Source organism: Bacillus sp. FSL L8-0152, assembly GCF_038006365.1.
Lineage (GTDB): Bacteria > Bacillota > Bacilli > Bacillales > Bacillaceae_G > Bacillus_A > Bacillus_A cereus.
In genome coordinates this window covers 4,795,484-4,821,783 of record NZ_JBBOVB010000001.1, presented here as the reverse complement: position 1 = coordinate 4,821,783, position 26,300 = coordinate 4,795,484, and the positions used below count along the sequence as shown (strand labels likewise).

Below are 26,300 nucleotides of genomic sequence, written 5' to 3'. Positions count from 1 at the left end.
ACTTAAGAAAAATTGTCCATTCCAGCAATCCACTGAGTAAGTTGTTCTTGATTATTGGAAATATGGTTGTCCAAATTAGAGGAAGATTTACCCGATTGACTATAAGAATATACATCGTTTAGCATTGTTTTAGCGTCACTACTTATATTATCGTTTGCGAGTAACGATTGAATGAGGCGCTCTAATTGCTCGCATTCTGAAACTGTCCCGCAGCAATCACTTTGGTGGTTGACTAAAATATCTTTCAGCACTTCTAATTGATGTTGTTGATTAATTGGCATGAACGGATCATCCTTTCGATTGTTTTTCTCTTCAAATGTAAGAGAAAAAGCTGTTTCGTCATGGAATGTTTAATGCTGTATGTAGTTTTTATCAAAATGGTACATCTTATACTTGAAAGAAACGGACCGAGTGCTCGTACGTACTTGGTTTTTTGTTTGGTAGATTGATTAAAAAAAGAAAGAAGGAATTATTCCTTTAAAATAGTTTTGTAAAGAGAGGGAGACATCTATGCGTTTAAGACATAAACCATATGCAATGGATCGAATTAACGAGTATTCACATATCGTAATCGGAAACCCAGAGGAGCGCGCTGGTAACTGGAAAGAAGTATTTGGAAATGAACAACCAATTCATATTGAAGTAGGTACAGGTCGTGGCCGCTTTATGTATGATATGGCAAAAGCGAATCCACATATTAATTATATTGGAATTGAAAAATTCACAAGTGTTGTTGTAGATGCACTTGATAAATTAATTGAAGAAGAAGTGCCGAACTTAAAGTTAATTAATAAAGATGCTGAAGATTTAACAGTTTTCTTTGCAAAAGGTGAGATTGATCGCGTTTATTTAAACTTCTCAGATCCATGGCCAAAGAAGCGTCATACGAAGCGTCGTTTAACGTATAAAACGTTTTTACGCAATTATGAAGAAGTGTTAGTAGAAGGCGGAGAAATTCATTTCAAAACAGATAACCAAGGTTTATTTGAATATTCTCTTATGAGTATGGCTGAGTATGGTATGTTACTAACTTACTTAAGCTTAGATCTTCATAACAGCGACTTTGAAGGTAACATCATGACTGAATACGAAGAGAAATTCTCTAGTAAAGGTCATCATATTTACCGAGTTGAAGCAAAATATCGTACAGAGCCTATGCAGTAATGCATAGGTTTTTTTACATCTAAAATAATCAGAATTTTATGTTAAGATTAATTGAAAGGGGGATGTGTAATGGAACAGTTACAAATTGGAGATATAAAAGTAACGTGGTTAAAAGGCGGAAATACACATTTAGATGGAGGGGCAATGTTTGGTGTTGTGCCGAAAGTACTTTGGTCACGTAAATATAAACATAATGACACAAATCATATTTACTTACGAACAGATCCGTTACTTTTACAAACGAAAGATGGAAATATGCTCATTGATTCAGGAATAGGAAACGGTAAGTTGGATGAGAAGATGAAACGAAATCAAGGTGTAACAGAAGAATCATCGGTTTATGAATCGTTAGAAAAACAGGGATTAAAGCCTGAAGATATTCAATATGTTTTAATGACACACCTTCATTTTGATCATGCATCTGGCCTAACAAAATGGGATGGGGATCAACTTGTACCAGCGTTTCCAAATGCGAAAGTTTACGTAAGTGAAACAGAGTGGAATGAAATGAGGAACCCAAATATTAGATCCCGTAATACATATTGGAAGGAAAATTGGGAACCGATTGTAGATCAAGTTGTTACATTTCAGCAAGAAATAGAAATTACAGATGAAATCAAGATGGCACATACGGGTGGGCATAGTGATGGACATGCAGTCATCATTTTGGAGAGTCAAGGGGAAACGATGCTACATTTAGCAGATCTCTTGCCGACGCACGCGCATCAAAATGTATTATGGGTAATGGCATACGATGATTATCCGATGACCTCGATTGAAAATAAACAAAAATGGATGAAGTATGGTGCTGAAAAAGAGGCATGGTTTACGTTTTACCATGACGCATATTATCGCGCTGTGAAGTGGAATGAGGAAGGTCATATCGTAGAAAAAATAGAACGGAAAACGAGTATAGAAGCATAAAAATAGGAGGTTGTTCCATCATATTTATTGGAGCAGCTTCTTTTTTATTGTCGGGTTTTGTTGGTAAGTCGATATATTTAAAAAATCGCCGATATAATTTGAGTTACGCTGATATAATTTTAATCAATACCCGCAATTTCAAAAAAATAAGAGGTTCACCTAATGGGAACCCTCCGTTTTATGCTGCTATAACCTCTAAAACAGTACCTGTTTTAGCATCAACTAAAAATTCAAATCGTTCTTGTATATCATCTAACATTGTTGTAAGACCGCCGCGATAAACTTCATATGCGACATCATATTTTTCAAATGTCTCTGGAACCATATGTACCCAAGAGCCAGTAATTTCACCTTTATGACTTAATGCTTGTTTCACCATTTTCAATGCTTTTTCTGAAGAAATATGGGATTGTTCTTGTACTTTGTTTGCAACGAGATAACCAGCTGCGAACCCAACGCCAAGACCTGCTACTAAACCTTTCCAGCTCATATATTCACCTCAATTCTATAAAATAAAAATAGTGTACCAATAATAATTATAAAGCAAATACAGCTAAAAAAGAAGAAACTAGAAACATTTCGAAAATTTCGTTACAATAAAAGAGGTATTCTACTAAGGTTTGAAAGAAGGGGACTTCGTGAATAAAGAGACATTGCAATTATTTCGTACGTTAACAGAATTACAAGGTGCATCAGGTTTTGAACATGATGTACGCCGTTTTATGAAACAAGAATTAAGCAAATATGCGGATGAAATTGTACAAGACGGTTTAGGTAGCGTATTTGGTCTGAAAAAAGGGGACGAAACTGGCCCGCGTGTTCTTGTAGCAGGTCATATGGATGAAGTAGGTTTCATGGTTACGCAAATTACGAAAAACGGAATGCTTCGTTTTCAAACGTTAGGCGGCTGGTGGAGCCAAGTTTTATTAGCGCAGCGTGTACAAGTTATGACGAAGAATGGTCCTGTTATTGGGGTTGTTGGTTCTATTCCTCCTCATTTATTAAGTGACGCGCAACGTGCAAAACCGATGGATATAAAAAATATGTTAATTGATATAGGTGCAGATAGTTATGAAGATGCGATTGAAATTGGTGTAAAACCAGGACAACAAATCGTGCCGATTTGCCCATTCACACCGATGGCAAATGAGAAGAAAATTATGGCGAAAGCTTGGGACAACCGTTACGGATGTGGTCTTGCAATCGAATTGTTAAAAGAATTAAAAGATGAAACATTACCAAATACATTATATTCTGGTGCTACTGTACAAGAAGAAGTAGGTCTTCGCGGAGCGCAAACCGCTGCAAATATGATTCAACCAGACATTTTCTATGCGCTTGATGCAAGTCCAGCAAACGATGCATCTGGTGACAAAACGCAGTTCGGTCAATTAGGAAAAGGTGCCCTTCTTCGTATTTACGATCGTACGATGGTAACACATAGAGGAATGCGCGAATTCATTTTAGATACAGCAGAAACAAACAACATTCCGTACCAATACTTTATTTCACAAGGTGGTACAGATGCTGGCCGTGTACATACAAGTAACTCTGGTATCCCATCAGCAGTAATTGGTGTTTGTGCACGCTACATTCATACACATGCTTCAATTTTACATGTTGATGATTATGCAGCGGCGAAAGAATTAATTACGAAGCTTGTAAGAACAACAGATAAAACGACGTTAGAGACAATTAAGAATAACGCGTAGAGAAGAAGGGCGAAAAACCCTTCTTTTTTTAGGTTGAAGAGATGACCCAGCGATGATTGGGAGCGGTCAGTGCTTAATTGGTGTTCGAATGATGTATGAAGACCCCAAGTAGGAAGTGAGAGGAAGGCTGTTTTTGTTTTCGCAGACGATAATGTTGTTAGAAAAACCCTTCTTTTTTTAGGTTGAATAGATGACCCAGCGATGATTGGGAGCGGTCAGTGCTTAATTGGTGTTCGAATGATGTATGAAGACTCCAAGTAGGAAGTGAGAGGAAGGCTGTTTTTGTTTTCGCAGACGGTAATGTTGCTAGAAAAAACCTTCTTTTTTAGGCTGAATAGATGACTTGGTGATATGTGGTAGTGGTTGATACTTAATTCGTATCTGATGCGGATATTAGAATAGAATGATGAATTTTTATAGAGGTGAACGAAATGAAGGTAGTAGTTGGATCGAAGAATAAAACGAAGGTTGGCGCTGTGGAGAAGGTTTGGAAAGATGCTGAAATTACATCTCTTTCTGTTCCTTCAGGAGTAGCAAATCAGCCGTTTTCAGATGAAGAGACGATGCAAGGAGCGATTAATAGAGCGAAGCGAGCGCTAGAGGAAGGAGGAGCTCAAATTGGTATTGGGCTAGAAGGCGGCGTAATGAAAACGGAGTACGGTTTATTTATGTGTAATTGGGGCGCGCTAGCAACAAGTGATGGTAAAATATTTGTTGCCGGCGGGGCACGTATTACGTTACCGGATGATTTTTTAGCACCTCTTGAAGAGGGCAAGGAGTTAAGTGAAGTGATGGAAGAGTTTGTACATAGAAAAGATATTCGTAGTCACGAAGGTGCAATCGGTATTTTTACAGATGATTATGTTGATCGCACGGAATTATTTGTACACGTTGTTAAGTTACTTGTTGGGCAATATAAGTATGACGAAAAGCAAGCATAAACCTTGCACCATGCGTGATGTATGGTAGTATAAAAGAAAGATTATAACATGAAAACATGCACTCGTTAGAGGAGGAAATATAGATGAAGTCATTAGAAAGCATGGAGCAATTCCAACAATTAAAAAATGAAGAGAATGTAGTCTTTATGTTCTCAGCAGAATGGTGCCCAGACTGCCGTTTTGTAGACCCATTTATGCCAGAAGTAGAAGAGAAATATAGTGATTTCTCATTTTACTATGTAGATCGTGATGAGTTTATTGATCTATGTGTAAAATTAGACGTATTTGGCATTCCGAGCTTTGTAGCGTACAATAAGGGTGAAGAAACTGGTCGCTATGTAAACAAAGATCGTAAAACACAAGAACAAATCGAAGAGTTTATTGAAGGTTTAAAATAAGGCAATTTGCCAATTGAATTGTAAAACAACCTCTACCTTCGCGGGGGAGGTTATTTTTTTGGAAGGGAGGAAAAAGAGATGAAGATGACAAGTAAAAAGATGAAAGACGAGTTAATGAAGAAATTATCTCGCCCAGAATGGGACTTTCAGTATGATAGCGAGAAAGAAGTTCTACGTATTGAACAGAAAGACTCTAAAAAAGGTATTAACGTATCGCTTCCAGGAGTTGTGGCAAAATGGGAAGTGAATAAAGAAAAAGCAATTGAAGAGGTTGCTTATTATGTACAAGAAGCGCTAATTGCGATGCATAAAGAAGAAAATAGCGGAGCGAAAATTTTACCTGTTATTCGCTCTACTTCTTTCCCGAAACAAGCAGAAGAAGGAAATCCGTTTATTATGACGGATCATACGGCGGAAACACGTATTTACTATGCGTTAGATTCGAATAAAACGTATCGACTAATCGATGAGCGTCTGTTACAAAAATTAGAACTTACAGAACAGCAAGTACGTGAAATGGCATTATTCAATGCTCGTTCATTAGGTTATGAATTTAAACAAGACACAGTAGCGGGTAATACATTCTACTTTTTAAACACAAATGATGGATATGACGCGACGCGTATTTTAAACGAATCGTTACTACAATCGATGCGTGAAAAGATTTCTGGTGACATGGTTGTTGCTGTTCCTCACCAAGATGTATTAATTATTGCTGATATCGTTAACGAAATCGGTTATGATATTATTGCACAAATGACAATGAAATTTTTTGCCGAAGGGCATGTTCCGATTACATCACTTTCATTCGTATATGAAGATGGAGACTTTGAACCAATCTTTATTTTAGCGAAGAATCGGAAGAAGACAGATGGAAAAGAGAAAGGATGAACGAAGTGAACGTTTTTTACAACCTTGAAGGAATTGGTGACACTTTAATTGTTGCCTTACAAGATATTACTTTAGAGAACCGTACTTTTGATCGCAAAGGAGATGTTGCTCGCGTTTATGATCGTGAAAGCAACGTAACGGGAGGATTCAACATCTTTAATGCATCTTCTTATTTAGAAGTAACAGAAACAGGTAACCTTACATTAACGAAAGAGCTTGTTGAGAAAATCAACGAAATTTTAGCGAAGAACGGCTTTGAAGAAACAGTAGAAGCAGATCTTTCTCCAAAATTTGTTGTAGGTTATGTAGCTGAAAAAGAAAAGCATCCAAATGCTGATAAGTTAAACATCTGTAAAGTAGAAATCGGTACAGAAACATTACAAATCGTATGTGGCGCACCAAACGTTGATGCAGGACAAAAAGTTGTCGTTGCAAAAATCGGTGCTGTAATGCCAAGCGGTATGTTAATCAAGCCAGCTGAGCTTCGCGGTGTTCCTTCTTCTGGAATGATCTGCTCTGCACGTGAATTAGAGCTTCCAGACGCTCCACAAGAAAAAGGTATTCTTGTATTAGAAGATAGTTTTGAAGTTGGACAAGAATTTAAATTTTAATTGATATAAGAAAAGAGAGGTTGTCCTTTTGGGCAGCCTCTCTTTTTTGTCATTTTTGTTGGTAAGTCGAAATTTCGTGTTGAATCGTTAATATATTGAGAGTTGTGATAGATATACTCAAAAAATCGTAAATATGATAAAGGTGTCACCTTTTGTCTTAAAATCTATATTGTATTTTATAAACAAACTAGTTAAAATTTAGAAAAATAGAAGGGGATAGACGTATGAAACAACAACCAAAAATCGCAGAACTTCTAAAACGAATTGAAACTTCAAAACAGCAAGATGTTGAGCTAGGTACTTATGAAATATATGTGTTTAGTGAAAGTGAATTAGAAAAAGGACAAATCGGTTACCGATATGATAAACATAAAAAGTCATTAATAAGTGAAGAAAACGGAAAGTGGCAAGAAGGATGGATTGCAATTGGATATGAAACGGATATGGGCGATCCAGTTTTCGTAAATATAGATGATGACGCTTATCCAGTTTATACTGCAGAACGTGGTACAGAAACATGGCAGCCAGTTTATATTGGAAATATGGATGAGATTATAGGGCAATTATAAGAAAAACTTTGAATCCGGTGCAAAGTGATGGGAGAGAAGTATGAAGTATATAAAAATAATGAGCATGATTGCATTCATTGGAATATATATGGCCGGTTGTTCACAAGAGCAGCCGAAAAAAGAAACTACATCTTCTATACAAGAGAAAAACAAAGATACCAAAGAAGACGCACCGGTAGAAAAGCAGCAAGAACAAGAAAAGAACGAAGTATCGCAAGTAGAACATAGGCAAGAGGAAGTATCAGCCGAGGGAAAGAAAGAAGAAACTACGCCAGTGCAGCCAATTGAGCAACCAGTGCAAAATAATGAACAAAAAGTAGAGAGTAATGAAAAGCAAGGAAAGTTTCTCGTCGTTATTGATCCAGGGCATCAACAAAAAGCGAATTTAAATTTAGAGCCGATTGGACCGGGGGCAACAACGCAAAAATATAAAGTGACAGACGGTACAACAGGTGTTGTGACGAAAAAGAGAGAGGCTGTACTTGTATTAGAAATGGCTTTTTTATTAAAAGAAAAGCTTGAAGAAAAAGGGATACAAGTGTTAATGACAAGAACGTCACAAGACGTTGATATAAGTAATAAAGAACGGGCGACATTCGCAAATAATCATAAGGCTAATTTATTTTTACGTCTTCATGCAGATGGTTCTGAAAATCCAAACCAAAGTGGATTTGCTGTATTGACGCCGGCAGAAGGAAGTCCGTATACGAAAGAGATTTATGCGGAAAGTCTTCAAATCTCTCAAACGATAGTAAATAAAATGAGAGAAAATCAGCAAGTGAAAGTAAATGGAATTAAATTTAGGGATGACCTTTCTGGATTCAATTGGTCCAAAGTACCTGGCGTACTATTAGAACTTGGGTTTATGTCAAACTATGAAGAAGACAAAAAATTATCTGACCCGCAGTATGTAAATTCTTTATTGCAAAGTGTAACGGATAGTGTAGATGCATATCGGAAGAGTAAAGCTTAAACGCAGTCTTACATGAAAGGCTGCGTTTTTCCATATGAAAACACTCGTAAATTAGAATATTGTGGATAAATATGACATGCTTAATTTTACCTGCACTTTTTGCCGAATGCTGATACAATAAAGGATGTTACTATTTAGTAGAAAGAGTGGTAAGCATGTTAGATTGGATGAAAAAGCTGTTTAACAAAGAGGAAGAACAAACAGCGATGAATAAAGAAGTACCAAAGCAAATTGAAAGTCAGCCGAAAATTCCTCGTGTAAACCACTACACTGAAGCAAGAGAAGCACAAATGGCAAGTAGGAATGCAGGTAAATGCCGTTTTCCTTTAGTACCGGATAATGGGTTCGATGAAGAGGATGAAAGCGAAGTAAATCGCTTTGAAGAACAACCTGTTCAAGGAGTAGCATATGAAGAACCGACTGCCCAAAGAGGAATAAAGGTGGAAAGAAGCAGACGACCGTATGTGGAAAAGGTAGTTTCTACATATGAAGAGCCGGAAGTGCAATATGAACCGGTGCGGGAGTCTGTCGTTAAAAAGGTATCTGCACCTTCGCAAGAGAGTAACCGTAGACCATTTCGTCCAACAGAAATGATTTCGCCAATTTATGGATATAATCGTCCTTCAGTAGAGAAAAAGGTTGAAAAGCAGGAGGAAGTAAAAGAAAGAGAAGATCTTGAAATATCTGTAGAGGGAAAAGCAGTTGTTGATGCATGGTTAGAGAAAAAAGGATATAAATTATCTGATTTCTCAGAAGGGCAAGCAACGTCTTCTGCTCCAGGTGAAGTAGTTGAACAGAAAGGCCAACAGGGCAAAAAAGAAGAAAAATCAGTTGTTGATCAATGGCTAGAGAAAAACGGTTATGAAATTGAACGCCAAGTGCCTTTAGTAGAAGAAAAAGAAGTGATTAAAGAAATGAGTACACCGCAGGAAGTTTCAGCGGATGAATTACTTCATAAAACAGTAGCTGAGCAGATGGAAAGTGCTAAGCTAGAAAAAGATGTAGTGGTGTTAAACGAAAACAATCTACAAGAAGAATTAGTAGCTTCTAAAGTAGAGCACGAGGATACAATATTATCAGAAGAAATTAAACGTAATACAGAAATAAAACAACCTACTATTGAAGTAGAAAAGCAAGCTCCAGAAGAATCAGTGATTGTCAAAGCAGAAGAAAAACTTGAAGAAACAATCATTGTGGAAATACCAGAAGAGCTAGAAGAAGTGGAAGTAATTACAGAAACAGAAGAGCTAGAAGAAGTGGAAGTAATTACAGAAACAGAAGAGCTAGAAGAAGTGGAAGTAATTACAGAAACAGAAGAGCTAGAAGAAGTGGAAGTAATTACAGAAACAGAAGAGCTAGAAGAAGTAGAAGTAATTGCAGAAACAGAAGAGCCAGAAGAAGTAATTGCAGAAACGGAAGAGTCAGAAGAAGTAGAAGTGATTGCAGAAACAGAAGAGCTAGAAGAAGTAGAAGTGATTGCAGAAACAGAAGAGCTAGAAGAAGTAGAAGTGATTGCAGAAACGGAAGAGTCAGAAGAAGTAGAAGTGATTGCAGAAACAGAAGAGCTAGAAGAAGTAGAAGTAATTGCAGAAACAGAAGAATCAGAAGAAGTGGAAGTAATCGCAGAAACAGAAGAATCAGAAGAAGTGGAAGTAATTGCAGAAACGGAAGAGTCAGAAGAAGTAGAAGTAATTGCGGAAACAGAAGAGCTAGAAGAAGTAGAAGTAATTGCGGAAACGGAAGAGCTAGAAGAAGTGGAAGTAATTGCGGAAACGGAAGAGCTAGAAGAAGTAGAAGTAATTGCAGAAACGGAAGAGTCAGAAGAAGTAGAAGTAATCGCAGAAGCAGAAGAGTCAGAAGAAGTGGAAGTAATTGCGGAAACAGAAGAGCTAGAAGAAGTAGAAGTGATTGCGGAAACGGAAGAGCTAGAAGAAGTGGAAGTAATTGCGGAAACAGAAGAGCTAGAAGAAGTAGAAGTAATTGCGGAAACGGAAGAGCTAGAAGAAGTGGAAGTAATTGCGGAAACAGAAGAGCTAGAAGAAGTAGAAGTGATCGCAGAAACAAAAGCGCCTGTAGTAGAGACATTTGTAGCACTTGAGGAAATTCAGCAAGAAGATGAAGTAATTGAACAAAACAATGAATTCATACATGTAGCTGAGGCTGATGAACAGACAAAGAACGATGTTCAAAGCTTTGCGAATGTTTTAATTGCAGAAACAGAAGAAAATAAACGAGTTGAAGAAGAAGCACCGGTCGTAGAAGAGCAATCAGTTGAAGAAGAAGTGCCGGTCGTAGAAGAACAACCCGTTGTAAAAAAAGAAGAACCAAAACGTGAGAAAAAGCGTCATGTACCATTTAATGTTGTTATGTTGAAACAAGATAGAACACGATTAATGGAAAGACATGCAGCTAGAGCAAATGCAATGCAGCCTTCTGCTAATGTACGAGTAGAGAATAAGCCAGTACAACAAGAGTTAGCAGAACCACAAGTGGAAGAACAGCCAATGCAGCAGGTGGTAGTAGAATCACAAGTGGAAGAAAGCCCAGTGCAGCAAGTAGTAGCAGAACCACAAGTGGAAGAACAACCAATGCAGCAAGTAGTAGCAGAACCACAAGTGGAAGAAAGCCCAGTGCAGCAAGTAGTAGCAGAACCACAAGTGGAAGAGCAACCAATGCAGCAAGTAGTAGTAGAACCACAAGTGAAAGAACAACCAATGCAGCAAGTGGTAGTAGAATCACAAGTGGAAGAGCAACCAATGCAGCAAGTGGTAGTAGAATCACAAGTGGAAGAGCAACCAATGCAGCAAGTAGTAGCAGAACCACAAGTGGAAGAACAACCAATGCAGCAAGTAGTAGCAGAACCACAAGTGGAAGAACAACCAATGCAGCAAGTAGTGGTAGAGCAAGTACAAAAGCCAATTTCAAGTACGGAAGTAAAAGAGAAGGCATATGTTGTAAATCAAAGAGAGAACGATATGCGAAATGTATTGCACACACCACCGACATATACTGTTCCACCATTAGCGTTGTTGTCAATTCCACAGCAATCAGCGCTAGATAATACAGAATGGTTAGATGAGCAAAAAGAATTATTAGATACAACGTTTAATAATTTTCATGTTGGAGCACATGTTATTAATGTATCGCAAGGGCCAGCAGTAACTCGTTTTGAAGTGCAACCAGACCCAGGCGTGAAAGTAAATAAAATTACAAATTTAAGTGATGATATTAAGTTAAGTTTAGCTGCGAAAGATATTCGTATTGAAGCGCCGATTCCAGGGAAGAGTGCAATTGGAATTGAAGTTCCAAATAAAGAAAGTAAGCCAGTATTTCTTCGCGAGATTTTAAGAAGTCCTGTGTTTACAAAGAGTGAATCACCGCTTACTGTTGCGCTTGGACTTGATATTTCAGGGGATCCAATTGTAACGGATATTCGAAAAATGCCGCACGGACTCATTGCGGGTGCAACGGGTTCAGGTAAAAGTGTGTGTATTAACGCGATTTTAACGAGTATTTTATATAAAGCGAAACCACATGAAGTAAAGTTAATGTTAATTGATCCGAAGATGGTTGAGCTTGCGCCATACAATTCTGTTCCGCATCTTGTAGCACCTGTTATTACGGATGTAAAAGCAGCGACAGCTGCGTTAAAGTGGGCAGTTGATGAAATGGAGCGTCGTTATGAATTGTTTGCTCATGCTGGTGCTCGTGATTTAACTCGCTATAATACAATTGTAAGCGAGCGAGATATTCCAGGTGAGACATTACCTTATATCGTTATCGTTATTGATGAGTTAGCCGATTTAATGATGGTAGCACCGGGTGATGTTGAGGAAGCGATTTGTCGTATTGCGCAAAAAGCACGTGCTTGTGGCATTCATTTATTAGTTGCGACGCAGCGTCCATCTGTAGATGTTATTACAGGTTTAATTAAATCAAATATTCCAACGCGTATTGCGTTTACTGTATCATCTCAAGTTGATTCACGTACGATTATCGATATTGGGGGCGCGGAAAAATTACTTGGCCGTGGTGATATGTTATTTTTAGGGAACGGCACATCTAAGCCAGTTCGTGTACAAGGTGTATATGTATCGGATGATGAGATTGAAAAAACAGTTGATCATGTGAGAAAGCAAATGAAGCCGAATTACTTATTTAAGCAAGAGGATTTATTAGCGAAAACAGAACAGGCTGAGTCGGAAGATGAGCTGTTCTTTGATGCATGTCAATTTGTTGTAGAACAAGGGGGAGCGTCCACATCTTCTGTACAGCGAAAATTCCGTATTGGTTATAATCGCGCAGCACGTCTCATTGAAGAGATGGAATCGCAAGGGATTATTTCTGAAGCGAGAGGAACTAAGCCGAGAGATGTCCTTATTTCTGAGGATGAATTTGCTGCTATGCAGGAAACGAATGTATAGTCCACGGTTTTGCTGTATACTAATAGAAAATGTTGGATAGTAAAGTAGGGAGTAAAGCGACATGAAAGAAATTGAATTAAAATTAAAAGGTGAAATAAATCGACTAACAAATAAAACATTTAAATTTGACGAACGCGTTGGGGAAGGTTGGTTCTCCGCCGTTTACTTTTTAAAAACTAGAGAAATTATTGAAGAATTTCGCCCGAAAAGTGTTGTAACGATGCAATTTTTCCAAAAAGAAAATGCAGTCCTTTGCGGAACGGATGAAGTGATTGCATTGCTGCAAACATTCGCTAAAAATCCTGAGGAACTTGAGATTCACTCTTTAAAAGATGGCGATAAAATTAGTCCATTTGAAACAGTGTTAACAATTCATGGTCCTTATGAGAATTTCGGATTTTTAGAAGGTGTAATTGATGGGATTTTAGCTCGTCGTACATCGGTTGCAACAAACGTATATAATGTTGTCCAAGCTGCACGTAGTGTAGATAAAGAAAAACCAGTTATTTTCATGGGAGATCGTGACGATCATTATACACAACAAGCTGGTGATGGTTATGCAGCATACATCGGAGGTATGAGCGCACAAGCGACGCATGCGATGAATGAATGGTGGGGCAGAAGTGGTATGGGGACAATGCCTCACGCATTAATTCAAATGTTTAATGGTGATGTTGTAGAAGCGGCAAAAGCATATCATAAGAAATTCCCAGAAGATGAATTAGTTGTACTCATTGATTACAATAATGATGTTATTACAGATGCACTTCGTGTAGCGCGTGAATTTGGATCAACATTAAAAGGTGTGCGTGTAGATACGTCTCGCACAATGATTGATCAATACTTTATTCGCCACCCAGAAGTACTTGGAACATTTGATCCACGTGGTGTAAACCCATCGCTTGTATTTGCACTTCGCAAGGCGCTTGATGAAGAAGGATTCCAGCATGTAGACATCGTTGTAACTGGTGGATTTGATGAAAAGCGTATTCGTGAATTTGAAGCTCAAAAGGTACCTGTTGACATATACGGGGTAGGAAGTAGCTTGTTAAAAATGAATATTGGCTTTACTGGTGATAATGTAGAGTTAAATGGGAAACCAGAAGCAAAAGCTGGTCGTAAATATCGTCCAAACCCGCGTTTAGAGCGTGTTCAATTAGAAAAAAGAGAAGATATGTAAAAGAGAGAAAAACTGATAGGTGATTGACCCTATCAGTTTTTCTGTTATCATAGTATAGCGGCTTCTTTTTTGCTATAATGGACTTGTTATGGACATATAAAGAAGTACGTACGAGTTTATCCTGATAAGTGAAGGGAAAGAATAACTTCACTACATCAAAAATGTATGATGATTACCAAAATAAGAAAAGATTCATATACTGTCTTATAGATAGGCCGTTGTATTAGTTCGAAATGTTGGAGGTTCTTTAAGATGACAGTTTACCATTTTGTAGGAATTAAAGGAACAGGAATGAGTTCATTAGCGCAAATTCTTCATGATATGAAGCATACTGTTCAAGGGTCTGATTATGAAAAGCGTTTCTTTACACAAACAGCGTTGGAAAAGCGTAGTATCTCGATCCTTCCTTTTGATAAGAATAATGTAGAAGAAGGACAAGTGATTATTGCAGGAAATGCATTTCCTGATACGCATGAAGAAATCGTAGCAGCAAAAGAATTAAACATCCCAGTCCATCGTTACCATCACTTCTTAGGTGACCTGATGAGCCAATACACAAGTGTTGCTGTAACTGGTGCACACGGAAAAACATCAACAACAGGTTTGTTAGCCCATGTAATGCAAGGTGCACACCCGACATCTTACCTTATTGGAGATGGAACAGGGCATGGGGTAGAAAATAGTAAGTATTTTGTATTTGAAGCTTGTGAGTATCGTCGTCATTTCTTGTCTTACAATCCAGACTATGCAATTATGACGAATATTGATTTTGATCATCCAGATTATTTTGCAGACATCAATGATGTATTCAGTGCATTCCAAGAGATGGCATTGCAAGTGAAAAAAGGCATTATTGCATGTGGAGATGATGAAGAACTTCAAAAAATTCAAGCGAAAGTACCTGTTATTTTCTATGGATTTGGAGAAGATAATGATTTCCAAGCACGTAACATTCAAAAGAGAACAGATGGCACGATATTCGATGTATTCGTTCGTAATACGTACTATGACACGTTCAAAATTACAGGATACGGCAACCATAGCGTATTAAATGCATTAGCAGTAATCGCGCTTTGTCATTATGAAAACGTTGATGTAGAAGCAGTAAAACATCAATTAACAACTTTTGAAGGCGTAAAACGTCGCTTTAATGAAAAGCCGATGGGAGAGCAAGTAATCATCGATGACTACGCACACCATCCGACAGAAATTAATGCAACGATTGAAGCTGCTCGTCAAAAACATCCAGAGCGTGAAATTGTCGCTGTATTCCAGCCACATACATTCTCACGTACAGAAAAGTTCTTAGATGAGTTCGCAGAAAGCCTAAGCAAAGCTGACCAAGTATACTTATGTGATATTTTCGGATCAGCACGTGAAAACAAAGGTGAATTAACAATCGAAGATCTGCAAAAGCGTATTGACGGTGCAGAATTAATTACAGATACAACAACGGATGTATTAAAGAAACATAAAAACGGCGTTCTAATTTTCATGGGCGCAGGTGACATCCAAAAATTCGAAGCAGCTTACGTAAAAGAAGTTCAAGTTGCAGAGAAATAATAGAAAAGACGCATAGCGGTGGCTGTGCGTCTTTTTTGTTGTGTTCAACTTTTATTTATGTATTGACCTAGAGCTAACTCTAGGTTGTAAGATGAAAATGTAAAAACAAGGGGGAGAGAACATGTATAAAATCGGTGAAGTAGCAGAATTAACAGGGATGGGCATTCACACTTTGCGCTACTATGAGAAATTAGGTTTATTACCACCACCAACGCGATATAGCGGTATTCGTCAATATACAGAAGGCGATGTACGTTTATTAAAATTTTTATATTCATTAAAACAAACTGGGATGTCATTAGAAGAGATGGCTGAGTTTGCAAGTGATGGGTGCATTATAGAGGAAATTAGGCAGAAGAAAGAGGAAGTACCAGCGAAAGTAAAAAAGAGAATTTCCATTTTAACAACGCACTTGGAGCGATTAAAAGAACAGCAGGAACAATTGCAAAAAGTTGTTCAGCTAACGGAGGAGAAGTTAGAAATTTATTACGGTTTTCTAGAAGATAAGGACTTGGAGGCCGGCAATGAAAAATAAAGTATATACGCAGTTATTAGGTTTTGCGATATTTACTGGTGGGACATTTAATGCGTCGAAATATGCGGTGCAGTATTTCGACGTAATTCATATAGCAGCATGGCGTTTTGGGATTGCTGCATTTGTGATGTTATGTTTGTTAAAAATACGAAAAGATTTTGATTTGAAAGTATGGATGCAGAATAGGACCTATTATCTTTTGCTAGGTATTGTTGGTGTATTCGGCTTTAACTTCTTTTTCTTTTTAGGAATGAAATATACAGAAGCTGTTAATGGTGCACTTATTATGGCGACAAATCCTCTCGTTACGACGCTGTTAGCAAGTGTCATTTTACGAGAGAAAATTGTGAAGCGCCAAGCTATTGGAATGTTACTTGCACTAATTGGCGTTGTTTTTGTACTTACACAAGGTTCGTTTACAATACTACAACATTTATCATTTTCAAAAGGGGATTTTTATATTTTATTGGGGAATATTTGCTGGGCGTTATACGGCGTGCTAGGCAGACGGTTTATTAAAACTGGTAATCCAATACAAACGACGACATATACGATGACTATTGGTGCACTCGCCTTTATTATCATATCTTCTACACAAAAAAGTATAGTACCAGTTTTAGAAATTCCTTTGTTGGCATGGGGAGCAATTCTCTTTATGGCAATTGGAATGAGTGTGCTTGGTTACTTATGGTGGAATAATGGAATTGCTCAAATTGGTGCAGCAAGGACATCATTATTTTTTAATCTAGTGCCTGTTGTTACAATACTTATTTCTTTTATTGAAGGAGTCAATATAACATCTGCACAATCTGTAGGAATGATATTAGTTATTACGGGAGTATCGTATTCTTCTGGTTTTATACAAAGAAAATCAAAAGAAAGTGTTAATATTTAACTTTTTACACCTAAAAATGTTAGAATAATAAGAAAACTAAAAAGGGGACTAAAAAGCATGTTCACACTCCGAGTAGATGACGAAATCGAACTACAATTACTAGAAAAACATCATAAAGAGGAATTATATCAATTATTAGATCAAAACCGTAATCATTTACGGAAATGGCTCCCTTGGGTAGATGGGACAAAATCTGCTGATGCTTATGATGAAATTTTTCCGATGTGGTTAAAGAAGTTTGCAGAGGGAGACGGTTTTGAAAGTGGTATACGTTACAAAGGAAAGCTCGTTGGGATGGTAGGTATTCATCCAGTGAGCTGGGGGAAGAAAGCCGCGAGTCTTGGGTATTACCTTGCAGAAGATACTGGAGGAAAAGGCGTTATGACGCGTAGCGTGAAGGCTGTGCTTCAATATGCATTTGAGAATTTAAAATTAAATAAAATGGAAATCCGATGCGGTGTTGAAAATGTGAAAAGTCGCGCTATTCCAGAGCGTTTAGGGTTTAAGTTAGATGGTATTTTACGAGATGAAGAATGGTTATATGATCATTTCCATGATGTCGCTGTATATAGTTTATTAGCTTCAGAGTGGAAAGAAATTCGATGAACGAGAAAATTCGTATTGTTCCGTATGAAAGTACGTTTCAAGAGGAAGTAGTAGATCTTATCGTTCATATTCAGCAAAAAGAGTATAATGTTCCCATTACGAAAGAAGAGCAACCTGATTTACTTGAAATAGAAATATTCTATCAAAAGGATCACGGAAACTTTTGGGTAGCAATTTATGATGGTAAAGTAGTTGGAACAGTAGCTTTATTAGATATTGAGAATCATCAAGTAGCGCTAAGAAAAATGTTCGTACAAAAAGAGTTTCGCGGAAAAGAATGGGGCGCATCACATATGTTGCTTCAAACAGCAATTTCATGGGCTGAGGATAAAAAATTGAAAGATATTTACTTAGGAACAACAGTAAAATTTTTAGCGGCACATCGTTTTTATGAAAAGAATGGTTTTCAAAGTGTGAGTATAGATCAGTTGCCGAAAAATTTTCCAGTGTTACAGGTAGATAAGAAATTTTATAGGTACATTGTGTAAAAGGTCATTTAGAAATGGCCTTTTTCTATGAACCAAAATGGAAATAGTGGTATAATTTGGATTAGGGGGTGTAGGTATGAACTTTCCAATTCAAAGAAGTAAGTCAGTAGTCATTTTTGTTTGTCTTACGTTAGCTTTTATGTGTATATATCCAATTTTCATGCTTTTCACTAATAAAGCGCATTGGATATCGGCGTTGATTGGGATGGGTTTATGCTTCATTGTAAATGTACCACTTGTTTGGGAAGTATTTATTAAAAAACATAAAGTAGAAAATGGCGTATTAAAGTACGGTGTTTTAAATGACGATATTGTATTGAAAGAGATAAGAATAATTCGTCAAGTTGGGAAATCGCTTGAAATTACGACGAATGCATATAAAGTACATATAATTGCGATGCCGCAAAATATGAATGAATTTTTGGCGCTTATTGAGAAAGAAAATCCACATGTGAAAATAGAAATGGTAGGTAAGAAATGAAATATGTAAAACCTTTGTTTTGTTTGGAAATTTTGCTTGTGTTTGCTATCTGCACTAGGGTAAATATGAAATGGAACCTGCCTTTATATGTACCAATATTAATAGGTACTATCACAGTGGCACTTTTATATTATTTTCATTTTCAGCAAACAAAAAGTAAGAACAGTAGATCGATATAGGGTGAGGATAATAAAAAACGCTCGGATATAATTCCGAGCGTTTTTTATTATTTTAAGTTTTCTGGGTTTAAAGCTTCTAATTCAGGTACAACGAAGCGTCCGTCTTTACGGATTAGTACGTCGTCGAAGTAAATTTCACCGCCGCCGTATTCAGGGCGTTGGATGCATACTAAGTCCCAATGGATGTTTGAGTTGTTACCATTCCATGCATCGTCGTAAGCTTGTCCAGGAGTGAAGTGGAAGCTGCCATCGATTTTTTCATCGAATAGGATGTCTCCCATTGGATGTAAGATGTATGGGTTTACGCCGATTGCGAATTCACCAACGTAGCGTGCGCCTTCGTCTGTATCGAAGATTTTATTAATGCGTTCTGAATCGTTTGCAGTTGCTTCAACGATTTGGCCGTTCTCGAACTTAAGTTGTACATTTTCAAATGTATAACCGTTGTAAGGAGATGGTGTGTTGTAAGAAACTGTACCGTTAACAGAGTCACGAACTGGTGCAGAGTATACTTCACCATCTGGAATGTTTAAATGACCTGAGCATTTAATTGCTGGAATGTCTTTAATAGAGAATGTTAAGTCAGTTCCAGGACCAGTTAAACGAACTTTATCTGTTTTATTCATTAATGTAACAAGGCTATCCATCGCCTTATCCATTTTACCGTAGTCTAAGTTACATACTTCAAAGTAGAAGTCTTCGAAAGCTTCTGTACTCATTTTAGCAAGCTGTGCCATAGAAGCATTTGGGTAGCGAAGAACAACCCAGCGTGTTTTTGGAACGCGAATGTCTCTATGAACTTTTTTGCCAACTGTTTGGCCATGAACTTTCATACGCTCACTTGGAACGTCAGCTTGTTCATTAATATTATCGCCAGAGCGAAGACCGATATAAGCGTCCATGTCTTTCATTACGCTTGCTTCATATGCAGCGATTTGTTCGAAATGTTCTTCAGTAGCACCCATTAATAAAGAGCGATCTACTTGATGATCTTTTAAAGAGACGAATGGGAAACCACCAGCTGCATATGCTTCTTTTACAAGTGCAGTTACAAGTTCTTTTTGTAAGCCAAAGTTTTCAATTAATACTTTTTCACCTTTTTGTAAGCGGATAGAGTAGTTAATTAAATTGTATGCTAACTTTTCAATACGTGGATCTTTCATATGTAAAGCCTCCCTACTAATTATGTATCCTCTCCTATTGTAACCTACTTAGTGGAATTTGTTGAATGATTTATGTTACAGTTAACGAATAAGTATGAAAATTCTAATGATGAGATAGGGATTAGAATGAAACGGAAAATGATTGTATAATAGGGGAAAGTATGAAAAAGATAAAGGAAGTGATGAAATGCAAGTTCTTTTATATGTAAGTGCGGCTATTATCGCGGTTGCTTTCGCAGTATTAGTAGTGTATGTATGCAGAACGTTGTTATCGGTTCAGAAGACGTTAGAAAACGTTGCAAGCACGTTAGAAGGTTTAGAAAAACAAATGCAAGGAATTAGCGTAGAGACAGAGCAATTATTACATAAAACGAATGCGTTAGCTGATGATATTCAACAGAAGTCACAGTCATTAAATAAAGTGGTAGCGGGTGTAGATGGGATTGGAACGACAATCCAATCCTTAAATACGAAGCTTCGTAATGTATCAGACTCTGTAACGGACGAAATTGAAAATAACGCTGATAAAGTAGCGCAAGTTGTACAGTGGAGCAGTGCGGCGATTGAAGTATACAATCATTACCGTGCGTCGAGACAAGAGAAGAAGGTTGAAAAAGAAGAGCGTAAATTAGAAAGAATTGAGAAAAACGCTGAAAAGAAAGAGAAGCGCTCTAGATTTCGTATGAGAGGTGAATCGTGATGAATATGACAAAGCTTGAAACAATTGAAGAGCTTGAAGTCTTAGTAGAAAAGAATGAGCCGTATGTTCTTTTTAAACATAGTACGACATGCCCGATTAGTCACGGTGCATACACAGAATTTCAAGCGTATTGCAGTGAAGAAAGAGAAGTGCCAGCGTATTACTTATACGTACAAGATGCAAGAGATGTGTCAAATCGTGTTGCAGAACAATACAGTATTAGACATGAATCCCCGCAAGTATTATACATAAAAGATGGTATGGTAGTATGGAATACATCTCATTGGAATATTAAAAAAGATGCTTTAGAAGAGAATATAAAGTAAAAAGAAGCAAGCTAAAGGTGCTTGCTTCTTTTTTTTGTTTTTGTTGAAATATATTTAATGGTACACTATTAATAGTTCAAACTAAATAACTAGATTGTTGAAAGTAGGTTTTAAGTAATGAAGAAAATGGCATTATCCTTCGCAGTCGTAAGTTTATTACTGGGAGCTTGTAGTAACAATAGTAATACGATTAGTAAGAAGGATGAAGTTATACAAAAAGATACAAAAGAAAAAAGTATGATTCCGAGAACTGCTGTTTCTAAAGATTATTATAGAACTGTTATTCCTTTAAAAGAACAAAAGGTTATTAATACAGCTAATATAAAAACAAATTCTAAATTAGATTTAGCAGAGTATGAAAATGGTTTAATAAATATTGCAACGCAGCAATTTGATACAGAGAGCCACGTACTGCAATTAAATCAGTATATTCCAGAGAAACTAGTTGATGAACTAGTTGCGAAAGTAGAAGCGCCAGTTTTGACGAATATTATAGAACAAGACTATTTCGGAAAACAGAATTCAAATGAATTAAGTTTATCTGGTGTTATGATTGGCTTAGCTATGTCTTCAAGTGTATCGAATGAAGAAGCTATGTCTAAAGGGTCTGAAGTTGCTAAACAACTTATTGAAGCTATTAACAAAAATGATAAATATAACAAATCTCCAATTACGTTTGCTATCTTTAAGCAAGAAAGTACAAGTTCTTTAAAAAATGGTACGTATATTGCTAGTGCTACTGTTCAAAAAAATGATACGAACCTTGGAAATTGGAGTACAATTGATGAAAAGTCGTATTCATATCCTTCTGATGAATTTACACAAGCACATGGAGAAGATAATACAAAAATAACTAACTTTGCTAAGGAAATAAAAGGTTTTTCTACTGGAGATTTTATTCCAGTCAACGCAAAAGTTTCTTATAAGAAAGATCAAATGGATACATTAAATATGAATATTGTTATTAAATATAACGGTAAAACAGAATTAATGGCTCTTACCCAATTGGCTGCGCAAGGTATGTTGGACAAATTGCCTAAAGATGCGAAAGTACAATTACAGATCAAGTCCGAGAGTAAAATTGAGGCCGTTATTATAAAAGAGAAAAACAGTGATAAACCGTTTGTTTCCTTCTTGTAAAAAAGACAGTATGTAAACTGTCTTTTTTTTATTTTAAATGAAAATATACAATGTTTTTTGATGGTAATTCATTGCTGTATATCGTGTGACAATCGTATATGTATCAACTATAATAAGTTATCTTAAAAAAGTAATATATAGGAATTTGAAAGATGTGGCTTTTTTATGGCATCACAACAATTAGGTCGTTTACGTTCTGAAATTGATCAACTTAATTTACAAATATTAGAGTTATTAAACGAAAGAGGTCGTCTCGTACAAGAAGTTGGTACTTTAAAAGAAGTATAAGGTGTGAAACGTTTTGATCCTGTACGTGAAAGAAATATGCTGGATTTAATTGTAGAGAATAATAATGGTCCATTTGAAACTTCGACTTTACAACATATTTTCAAACAAATTTTTCAAGTTGGTTTAGAGTTACAAGAAGAGGATTATCGTAAAGCACTACTTGTGTCTTGTAAGAAAAAATAGAAGATACGATTGTTGAAATTAATGCGTGGTGGTGCTTTCAAGCCACATACTTCACCGTATGATTTTCAAGGTCTTGGATTAGCAGGATTACAAATTTTAAATCCAAATGATATTTGAGATGTCATTAGATTACGTTGATGTTATTCAAATTGGCACTCACAATATGCAAAACTTTGATTTGCTAAGGGCAGCTGGTGCTGTAAATAAACCAGTATTATTAAAACGTGGTCTATCAGCAACGATTGAAGAATTCATTAATGCGGCAGAATATATGATGGCAAAGGGAAATGGGAACATTATTTTATGTGAACGAGGTATTCGCACGTATGAAAGAGTGACGCGTAAGACGCTTGATATTTCCGCTGTACCGATTTTAAAGAAAGAAACACATTACCTGTTGTTGTCGATGTAACGCATTCTACAGGGCGACGTGACCTTCTCTTATCAACTGCAAAAGCAGCGATGGCAATTGGTGCAGACGCAATTATGGCTGAAGTACATCCAAATCCCGCTGTAGCTTTATCAGATGAGGCGCAGCAAATGAATATTCCGCAGTTCAATGATTTTATGAATGAATTAAAATCATTTGGAAGTAAATTATAAAAACTTTTAATGAGCTGTTCCAATAAGGTGTTTTGGGGCATCTGTATAGAGACTGTCATTGTCGATTTTTGTTGGTAAGTTGATATATTTAAAAAATCGCTGATATAATTAGAGTTGTGGTAGATATATTTGGAAAATCGCTGATATATTTCGAGTTACGGTTCATATATTCGAAAAATCGTCGATATAAATTTCATTTACTATCGTACCGCTTAAAATAAGATTTCTACTTAGGAAACATCTATTTTTTTACAAAAAATGCTCTTTTTTCATAAAAAATACGAAAATACGAGAAAAGAAGCGAATTTTTTCGAAACTTTTGCGGGAAAATATTGTATGAGCCTGCGTTTTTATCGTATCATTAGTAAAAGGAAGAACTCGGGACGATTGGTGGCATCTGCAAATAGAGTTGATGTCTTTTTTTCATTCAAGTAACCGATACATAAAAATAGATAACAAAAATAGAAGGAGTGTGCGATGAGATGAACGTAACAATCTATGATGTAGCGCGCGAAGCGAACGTTTCAATGGCTACCGTATCACGCGTTGTGAACGGTAACCCAAATGTAAAGCCTACAACAAGAAAGAAAGTATTAGAAGCAATTGATCGTTTAGGGTACCGACCAAATGCGGTAGCACGTGGACTAGCAAGTAAGAAGACAACTACAGTAGGTGTTATTATTCCTGATATCTCAAATACGTTTTATGCAGAACTTGCACGTGGAATTGAAGATATCGCAACAATGTACAAATATAACATCATTTTAAGTAACTCTGACCAAAACAAAGAGAAAGAGTTCCATTTATTAAATACGATGCTTGGAAAGCAAGTGGACGGAATTGTTTTCATGGGTGAAGATATTACAGACATTCACATTGAAGAATTTAAAAAATCTCCAGTACCAATTGTATTAGCAGCGTCATTCGATGAGCAAAATGAAACGCCATCAGTAAATATTGATTATACACAAGCAGCTTACGATGCAATGAAGCACTTTATTGAGCAAGGACATAAGCGTATCGGTTTCGTCTCTGGTCCATTCATTGATAAAGCGGGAAGCGCGAAAAAGTTACAAGGTTATAAAAAAGCTTTAGAAGAAGAAGGTATTTCATATGATGAAAATCTTGTAATCGATGGAGATTACACATATGACTCAGGTATCGAAGCATTCGAAAAGCTTTGGAGCAATGATGAAAAGCCAACAGCAATCTTCGTATCGTCTGATGAAATGGCACTAGGTGTAATCCATGCAGCACAAGACGCTGGATTAAACGTACCAACTGATGTAGAAGTACTTGGTTTTGATAATACACGCCTTGCATTAATGGTTCGTCCGCAACTTTCAACAGTTGTACAACCGATGTATGATATCGGTGCAGTAGCAATGCGTCTATTAACAAAGTATATGAACAAAGAAAAAGTGGAAGATCACACTGTTATCTTACCTCACCGTATCCAATTTAGAGATTCAACGAAGTAAGTATAAAAAAGCTCACAGCGATTGCTGTGAGCTTTTATTCATATTCAGGATAATATTTTTCAATTACTGTATCTACAGTTTCATTTTTCTTAACGTGTAAAAATCTTGCGTACAATTCTTTTCCAGTTTCAAATGGCGTATCGTCTAATTCAAACACATGTAACACTTTTCGGAACGTCCATGTGATTTGCTCATCATACATATTATCGTATGTGTGCTCCGATTGTATAGCTATCTTTTCACCTAGTTCATGAGCTTCTTCTAAACTGTTTGCCTTAACAAGAATAATACTTTCTTCAAAAAGTGTATCGTGATTCTCTTCATAATGCTCATCAATTTTCGTAGGATCAGGCTCACCAGTATGAACAGACTCAAACAATAATTTTACAGCGTACACATTATGCTGCATGTTTCACTTTATAAATAATACTTGCGACAAGCGAAGCAGGTATTGTAAATACGTTACTTTGATAATGGTAATGTACTTGGGATTCTTCATAAGACATGTTGTCATATAGTTCGTTTTGTGAGACATTCATTTTTTTCTGTTTTTCTTTGAGCATTTTAATGTAGTTGTACTGTATTGGGACGAGAATGATGAAATAAGCTAATACGATTAGTGAAATCCAAATCATTATGAACACTCCCTTACAAAGAATATTTGTATATGGTAATTATATCAATTTATATGAAAAATATCCATATTTTCCTAGTGGTCAATTTCTTTTCCAAAATGCAAAAAGTTCTTCAGCGCTTCGTAAATTATGTTCAAGGCATGTTTGGGCAGTGCGTTTTAAAACTTTGTATTAACTGTTCAAATCTAGAAGGGTCATATTGTTTCACATGGCCAGTAATAATGGTTTCATCTTTGTCTAAGTCAATTGTAATTTAATCGAATCACTCTACTTGTTTAAAATATCCTACAATATCATCTTCCAATTGAAATTCTCCCTAGTTTATAGCTTATTTAGAAGATTTCTCTATAAATTGTATGATTCCTTGTTATATGTCACATAAGTGCAAATTTACCTATTATAGGGCAATGTCATGTATAATAGAAAGAAAAGGCTTGTGAGGGGGGAGAAGAGATGATCGTTCTTTGGATAATTACGCTTTGTATGACTGCTATTTTTGCATATATGACGTTAAAACAAAATGGCTTAAAGCGATTTGTTCCAGGAAGTATTCTTGCAGGAATTGCCCTTATCACGTATGTAATTTCTATTTTTATTGAAAGTGTATCAGTAGATATGAGCACAAGTTTAATGTTTATTGGTATTACACTATTTGCAGGTAGCATTATGGTACTTATGGTTGCTGGTATTATTTTATTTATTCATATGAATTCGGAAACGTTATAGCATATAGAAAAGGCATGTCCCGAGGGACATGCCTTTTTATCCGTTCAATTATGCTCTATCTTTAGAAGAGTTTTGCTGTTTTAGTAAGTCGCGAATTTCGCCAAGAAGTTCTTCTTCTTTTGTTGGTTCTGGAAGTTCTTCCTCTTTTTCTTCTTCTCTTTTAGATGTTAGTTTGTTGAAAACTTTAACAAACATAAAGATAGCAGCTGCAATAATTAAGAAATCAAAAATAGTTTGGATGAAGTTACCATACATAATAGATGATTTACCGAATGTAATTTTTAAATCTGTAAAGTCAACGCCACCTAATACCATACCAAGTAATGGTGTGATGATATCTTTTACTAAAGAACTAACGATTTTACCGAATGCAGCACCGATTACAACCCCGACAGCTAAATCGATTACATTACCTTTGAATGCGAATTTTTTAAACTCGTTCCACATGTGTTAATCCCATCCTTTCCACGATTCATTATGAAATTTATAATTCCTATCAACATATTCTATAGAAATTTACG

At 36.5% G+C, this 26,300-nt stretch carries 29 protein-coding genes and 1 pseudogene; 24 read left to right on the top strand and 6 right to left on the bottom strand.

What is annotated here, in order from left to right; all coding sequences use genetic code 11:
- Positions 1–2 precede the first annotated feature (2 nt).
- Positions 3–281, bottom strand: a complete 279-nt coding sequence (locus tag MHH27_RS24460; RefSeq protein WP_001122235.1) for a YtzH-like family protein — start codon at positions 279–281, stop codon at positions 3–5.
- 229 nt (positions 282–510) lie between these two features.
- Between MHH27_RS24460 and trmB the strand changes: the two genes are divergently transcribed.
- Positions 511–1,164 carry a tRNA (guanosine(46)-N7)-methyltransferase TrmB gene (gene trmB / locus MHH27_RS24455; protein WP_340944397.1) on the top strand — a complete coding sequence of 218 codons (654 nt, stop codon included), beginning with the start codon at positions 511–513 and terminating at the stop codon, positions 1,162–1,164.
- A 69-nt stretch (positions 1,165–1,233) separates the two neighbouring features.
- Positions 1,234–2,088, top strand: coding sequence for a YtnP family quorum-quenching lactonase (locus tag MHH27_RS24450; protein ID WP_065229454.1), 855 nt, complete (start codon positions 1,234–1,236; stop codon positions 2,086–2,088).
- A gap of 178 nt (positions 2,089–2,266) precedes the next feature.
- Here the strand turns inward: MHH27_RS24450 and MHH27_RS24445 are convergent, their stop codons facing one another.
- On the bottom strand, positions 2,267–2,578 hold the full coding sequence (locus MHH27_RS24445; protein ID WP_000118541.1) for a PepSY domain-containing protein: 312 nt from the start codon (positions 2,576–2,578) through the stop codon (positions 2,267–2,269).
- 148 nt (positions 2,579–2,726) lie between these two features.
- On the opposite strand from MHH27_RS24445, the gene MHH27_RS24440 reads away from it, so the two are divergent.
- From MHH27_RS24440 to MHH27_RS24365, 16 genes are all read left to right on the top strand, one after another.
- A complete protein-coding gene (locus MHH27_RS24440; RefSeq protein WP_001031517.1) occupies positions 2,727–3,800 on the top strand; it encodes a M42 family metallopeptidase in 1,074 nt (357 codons plus the stop codon).
- Between the two features lie 431 nt (positions 3,801–4,231).
- Complete coding sequence (locus MHH27_RS24435; protein ID WP_000869932.1) at positions 4,232–4,741, top strand: DUF84 family protein; 510 nt, start codon at positions 4,232–4,234, stop codon at positions 4,739–4,741.
- A gap of 83 nt (positions 4,742–4,824) precedes the next feature.
- The gene (locus MHH27_RS24430) at positions 4,825–5,139 is read left to right on the top strand and encodes a thioredoxin family protein (protein ID WP_000838193.1); all 315 of its coding nucleotides are present in this window, start codon (positions 4,825–4,827) and stop codon (positions 5,137–5,139) included.
- 78 nt (positions 5,140–5,217) lie between these two features.
- Positions 5,218–6,030, top strand: coding sequence for a DUF1444 domain-containing protein (locus MHH27_RS24425; protein WP_000784605.1), 813 nt, complete (start codon positions 5,218–5,220; stop codon positions 6,028–6,030).
- Entirely contained in the window at positions 6,027–6,641 is a 615-nt protein-coding gene (ytpR, locus tag MHH27_RS24420) for a YtpR family tRNA-binding protein (RefSeq protein ID WP_001006777.1), read from the top strand. The genes MHH27_RS24425 and ytpR overlap by 4 nt, the downstream gene beginning before the upstream one ends.
- A 224-nt stretch (positions 6,642–6,865) precedes the next feature.
- Positions 6,866–7,210, top strand: coding sequence for a hypothetical protein (locus MHH27_RS24415; RefSeq protein WP_000813348.1), 345 nt, complete (start codon positions 6,866–6,868; stop codon positions 7,208–7,210).
- Between the two features lie 40 nt (positions 7,211–7,250).
- Positions 7,251–8,183, top strand: a complete 933-nt coding sequence (locus MHH27_RS24410) for an N-acetylmuramoyl-L-alanine amidase (protein ID WP_142670011.1) — start codon at positions 7,251–7,253, stop codon at positions 8,181–8,183.
- A 155-nt stretch (positions 8,184–8,338) separates the two neighbouring features.
- A complete protein-coding gene (locus MHH27_RS24405) occupies positions 8,339–12,607 on the top strand; it encodes a DNA translocase FtsK (RefSeq protein ID WP_340944392.1) in 4,269 nt (1,422 codons plus the stop codon).
- Between the two features lie 61 nt (positions 12,608–12,668).
- Positions 12,669–13,787 carry a nicotinate phosphoribosyltransferase gene (locus MHH27_RS24400; protein ID WP_016080041.1) on the top strand — a complete coding sequence of 373 codons (1,119 nt, stop codon included), beginning with the start codon at positions 12,669–12,671 and terminating at the stop codon, positions 13,785–13,787.
- Between the two features lie 252 nt (positions 13,788–14,039).
- Complete coding sequence (gene murC, locus MHH27_RS24395) at positions 14,040–15,350, top strand: UDP-N-acetylmuramate--L-alanine ligase (protein ID WP_000219468.1); 1,311 nt, start codon at positions 14,040–14,042, stop codon at positions 15,348–15,350.
- Positions 15,351–15,471: 121 nt separating this feature from the next.
- Positions 15,472–15,885 (top strand): MerR family transcriptional regulator, encoded by a 414-nt coding sequence (locus tag MHH27_RS24390; protein WP_000276604.1) that lies wholly within the window; start codon positions 15,472–15,474, stop codon positions 15,883–15,885.
- Positions 15,875–16,780 (top strand): DMT family transporter, encoded by a 906-nt coding sequence (locus tag MHH27_RS24385; protein WP_000792469.1) that lies wholly within the window; start codon positions 15,875–15,877, stop codon positions 16,778–16,780. Before MHH27_RS24390 ends, MHH27_RS24385 begins: the two co-directional genes overlap by 11 nt.
- 57 nt (positions 16,781–16,837) lie before the next feature.
- Complete coding sequence (locus MHH27_RS24380; RefSeq protein WP_075718453.1) at positions 16,838–17,386, top strand: GNAT family N-acetyltransferase; 549 nt, start codon at positions 16,838–16,840, stop codon at positions 17,384–17,386.
- A complete protein-coding gene (locus MHH27_RS24375) occupies positions 17,383–17,874 on the top strand; it encodes a GNAT family N-acetyltransferase (RefSeq protein ID WP_075718455.1) in 492 nt (163 codons plus the stop codon). Before MHH27_RS24380 ends, MHH27_RS24375 begins: the two co-directional genes overlap by 4 nt.
- 76 nt (positions 17,875–17,950) lie before the next feature.
- The gene (locus MHH27_RS24370; protein ID WP_090976875.1) at positions 17,951–18,355 is read left to right on the top strand and encodes a PH domain-containing protein; all 405 of its coding nucleotides are present in this window, start codon (positions 17,951–17,953) and stop codon (positions 18,353–18,355) included.
- Entirely contained in the window at positions 18,352–18,534 is a 183-nt protein-coding gene (locus tag MHH27_RS24365; protein WP_075718459.1) for a hypothetical protein, read from the top strand. The genes MHH27_RS24370 and MHH27_RS24365 overlap by 4 nt, the downstream gene beginning before the upstream one ends.
- A gap of 47 nt (positions 18,535–18,581) precedes the next feature.
- On the opposite strand, the gene MHH27_RS24360 is transcribed toward MHH27_RS24365, so the two are convergent.
- The gene (locus MHH27_RS24360; protein WP_000654729.1) at positions 18,582–19,697 is read right to left on the bottom strand and encodes an aminopeptidase; all 1,116 of its coding nucleotides are present in this window, start codon (positions 19,695–19,697) and stop codon (positions 18,582–18,584) included.
- Between the two features lie 187 nt (positions 19,698–19,884).
- Here MHH27_RS24360 and MHH27_RS24355 point away from each other — a divergent pair, with 187 nt between their 5' ends.
- The 5 genes and pseudogenes from MHH27_RS24355 to ccpA all read left to right on the top strand — a co-directional run bounded on the left by MHH27_RS24355 (position 19,885) and on the right by ccpA (position 24,418).
- Positions 19,885–20,397 (top strand): DUF948 domain-containing protein, encoded by a 513-nt coding sequence (locus tag MHH27_RS24355; RefSeq protein ID WP_001197721.1) that lies wholly within the window; start codon positions 19,885–19,887, stop codon positions 20,395–20,397.
- Entirely contained in the window at positions 20,397–20,723 is a 327-nt protein-coding gene (gene ytxJ / locus MHH27_RS24350) for a bacillithiol system redox-active protein YtxJ (RefSeq protein WP_001057469.1), read from the top strand. Before MHH27_RS24355 ends, ytxJ begins: the two co-directional genes overlap by 1 nt.
- A gap of 117 nt (positions 20,724–20,840) precedes the next feature.
- A complete protein-coding gene (locus MHH27_RS24345) occupies positions 20,841–21,863 on the top strand; it encodes a CamS family sex pheromone protein (RefSeq protein WP_000738029.1) in 1,023 nt (340 codons plus the stop codon).
- A gap of 165 nt (positions 21,864–22,028) precedes the next feature.
- A pseudogene (locus MHH27_RS24340) lies at positions 22,029–22,937 on the top strand (bifunctional 3-deoxy-7-phosphoheptulonate synthase/chorismate mutase).
- A gap of 482 nt (positions 22,938–23,419) precedes the next feature.
- A complete protein-coding gene (gene ccpA / locus MHH27_RS24335; RefSeq protein WP_001103303.1) occupies positions 23,420–24,418 on the top strand; it encodes a catabolite control protein A in 999 nt (332 codons plus the stop codon).
- A gap of 34 nt (positions 24,419–24,452) precedes the next feature.
- Here ccpA and MHH27_RS24330 read toward each other — a convergent pair whose 3' ends face one another.
- Together MHH27_RS24330 and MHH27_RS24325 are read right to left on the bottom strand one after the other, a co-directional pair.
- Positions 24,453–24,815: a DUF4288 domain-containing protein gene (locus MHH27_RS24330; protein WP_053565471.1), complete on the bottom strand. Its 363-nt coding sequence runs from the start codon at positions 24,813–24,815 to the stop codon at positions 24,453–24,455.
- Position 24,816: 1 nt separating this feature from the next.
- Positions 24,817–25,053: a DUF3949 domain-containing protein gene (locus MHH27_RS24325; RefSeq protein WP_000637899.1), complete on the bottom strand. Its 237-nt coding sequence runs from the start codon at positions 25,051–25,053 to the stop codon at positions 24,817–24,819.
- A 453-nt stretch (positions 25,054–25,506) separates the two neighbouring features.
- Between MHH27_RS24325 and MHH27_RS24320 the strand changes: the two genes are divergently transcribed.
- Positions 25,507–25,779, top strand: coding sequence for a DUF3917 domain-containing protein (locus MHH27_RS24320; protein ID WP_000636589.1), 273 nt, complete (start codon positions 25,507–25,509; stop codon positions 25,777–25,779).
- Positions 25,780–25,827: 48 nt separating this feature from the next.
- Here the strand turns inward: MHH27_RS24320 and mscL are convergent, their stop codons facing one another.
- Complete coding sequence (mscL, locus tag MHH27_RS24315; RefSeq protein WP_000267003.1) at positions 25,828–26,226, bottom strand: large-conductance mechanosensitive channel protein MscL; 399 nt, start codon at positions 26,224–26,226, stop codon at positions 25,828–25,830.
- Positions 26,227–26,300 lie beyond the last annotated feature (74 nt).

What these genes read in the sequence shown, in the direction of transcription:
- MHH27_RS24460 (WP_001122235.1), bottom strand. Translation starts at nt 281, where the DNA reads ATGCCAATTAATCAACAACATCAATTAGAAGTGCTGAAAGATATTTTA.
- trmB (WP_340944397.1), top strand. Translation starts at nt 511, where the DNA reads ATGCGTTTAAGACATAAACCATATGCAATGGATCGAATTAACGAGTAT.
- MHH27_RS24450 (WP_065229454.1), top strand. Translation starts at nt 1,234, where the DNA reads ATGGAACAGTTACAAATTGGAGATATAAAAGTAACGTGGTTAAAAGGC.
- MHH27_RS24445 (WP_000118541.1), bottom strand. Translation starts at nt 2,578, where the DNA reads ATGAGCTGGAAAGGTTTAGTAGCAGGTCTTGGCGTTGGGTTCGCAGCT.
- MHH27_RS24435 (WP_000869932.1), top strand. Translation starts at nt 4,232, where the DNA reads ATGAAGGTAGTAGTTGGATCGAAGAATAAAACGAAGGTTGGCGCTGTG.
- MHH27_RS24430 (WP_000838193.1), top strand. Translation starts at nt 4,825, where the DNA reads ATGAAGTCATTAGAAAGCATGGAGCAATTCCAACAATTAAAAAATGAA.
- MHH27_RS24425 (WP_000784605.1), top strand. Translation starts at nt 5,218, where the DNA reads ATGAAGATGACAAGTAAAAAGATGAAAGACGAGTTAATGAAGAAATTA.
- ytpR (WP_001006777.1), top strand. Translation starts at nt 6,027, where the DNA reads ATGAACGAAGTGAACGTTTTTTACAACCTTGAAGGAATTGGTGACACT.
- MHH27_RS24415 (WP_000813348.1), top strand. Translation starts at nt 6,866, where the DNA reads ATGAAACAACAACCAAAAATCGCAGAACTTCTAAAACGAATTGAAACT.
- MHH27_RS24410 (WP_142670011.1), top strand. Translation starts at nt 7,251, where the DNA reads ATGAAGTATATAAAAATAATGAGCATGATTGCATTCATTGGAATATAT.
- MHH27_RS24405 (WP_340944392.1), top strand. Translation starts at nt 8,339, where the DNA reads ATGTTAGATTGGATGAAAAAGCTGTTTAACAAAGAGGAAGAACAAACA.
- MHH27_RS24400 (WP_016080041.1), top strand. Translation starts at nt 12,669, where the DNA reads ATGAAAGAAATTGAATTAAAATTAAAAGGTGAAATAAATCGACTAACA.
- murC (WP_000219468.1), top strand. Translation starts at nt 14,040, where the DNA reads ATGACAGTTTACCATTTTGTAGGAATTAAAGGAACAGGAATGAGTTCA.
- MHH27_RS24390 (WP_000276604.1), top strand. Translation starts at nt 15,472, where the DNA reads ATGTATAAAATCGGTGAAGTAGCAGAATTAACAGGGATGGGCATTCAC.
- MHH27_RS24385 (WP_000792469.1), top strand. Translation starts at nt 15,875, where the DNA reads ATGAAAAATAAAGTATATACGCAGTTATTAGGTTTTGCGATATTTACT.
- MHH27_RS24380 (WP_075718453.1), top strand. Translation starts at nt 16,838, where the DNA reads ATGTTCACACTCCGAGTAGATGACGAAATCGAACTACAATTACTAGAA.
- MHH27_RS24375 (WP_075718455.1), top strand. Translation starts at nt 17,383, where the DNA reads ATGAACGAGAAAATTCGTATTGTTCCGTATGAAAGTACGTTTCAAGAG.
- MHH27_RS24370 (WP_090976875.1), top strand. Translation starts at nt 17,951, where the DNA reads ATGAACTTTCCAATTCAAAGAAGTAAGTCAGTAGTCATTTTTGTTTGT.
- MHH27_RS24365 (WP_075718459.1), top strand. Translation starts at nt 18,352, where the DNA reads ATGAAATATGTAAAACCTTTGTTTTGTTTGGAAATTTTGCTTGTGTTT.
- MHH27_RS24360 (WP_000654729.1), bottom strand. Translation starts at nt 19,697, where the DNA reads ATGAAAGATCCACGTATTGAAAAGTTAGCATACAATTTAATTAACTAC.
- MHH27_RS24355 (WP_001197721.1), top strand. Translation starts at nt 19,885, where the DNA reads ATGCAAGTTCTTTTATATGTAAGTGCGGCTATTATCGCGGTTGCTTTC.
- ytxJ (WP_001057469.1), top strand. Translation starts at nt 20,397, where the DNA reads ATGAATATGACAAAGCTTGAAACAATTGAAGAGCTTGAAGTCTTAGTA.
- MHH27_RS24345 (WP_000738029.1), top strand. Translation starts at nt 20,841, where the DNA reads ATGAAGAAAATGGCATTATCCTTCGCAGTCGTAAGTTTATTACTGGGA.
- ccpA (WP_001103303.1), top strand. Translation starts at nt 23,420, where the DNA reads ATGAACGTAACAATCTATGATGTAGCGCGCGAAGCGAACGTTTCAATG.
- MHH27_RS24325 (WP_000637899.1), bottom strand. Translation starts at nt 25,053, where the DNA reads ATGATTTGGATTTCACTAATCGTATTAGCTTATTTCATCATTCTCGTC.
- MHH27_RS24320 (WP_000636589.1), top strand. Translation starts at nt 25,507, where the DNA reads ATGATCGTTCTTTGGATAATTACGCTTTGTATGACTGCTATTTTTGCA.
- mscL (WP_000267003.1), bottom strand. Translation starts at nt 26,226, where the DNA reads ATGTGGAACGAGTTTAAAAAATTCGCATTCAAAGGTAATGTAATCGAT.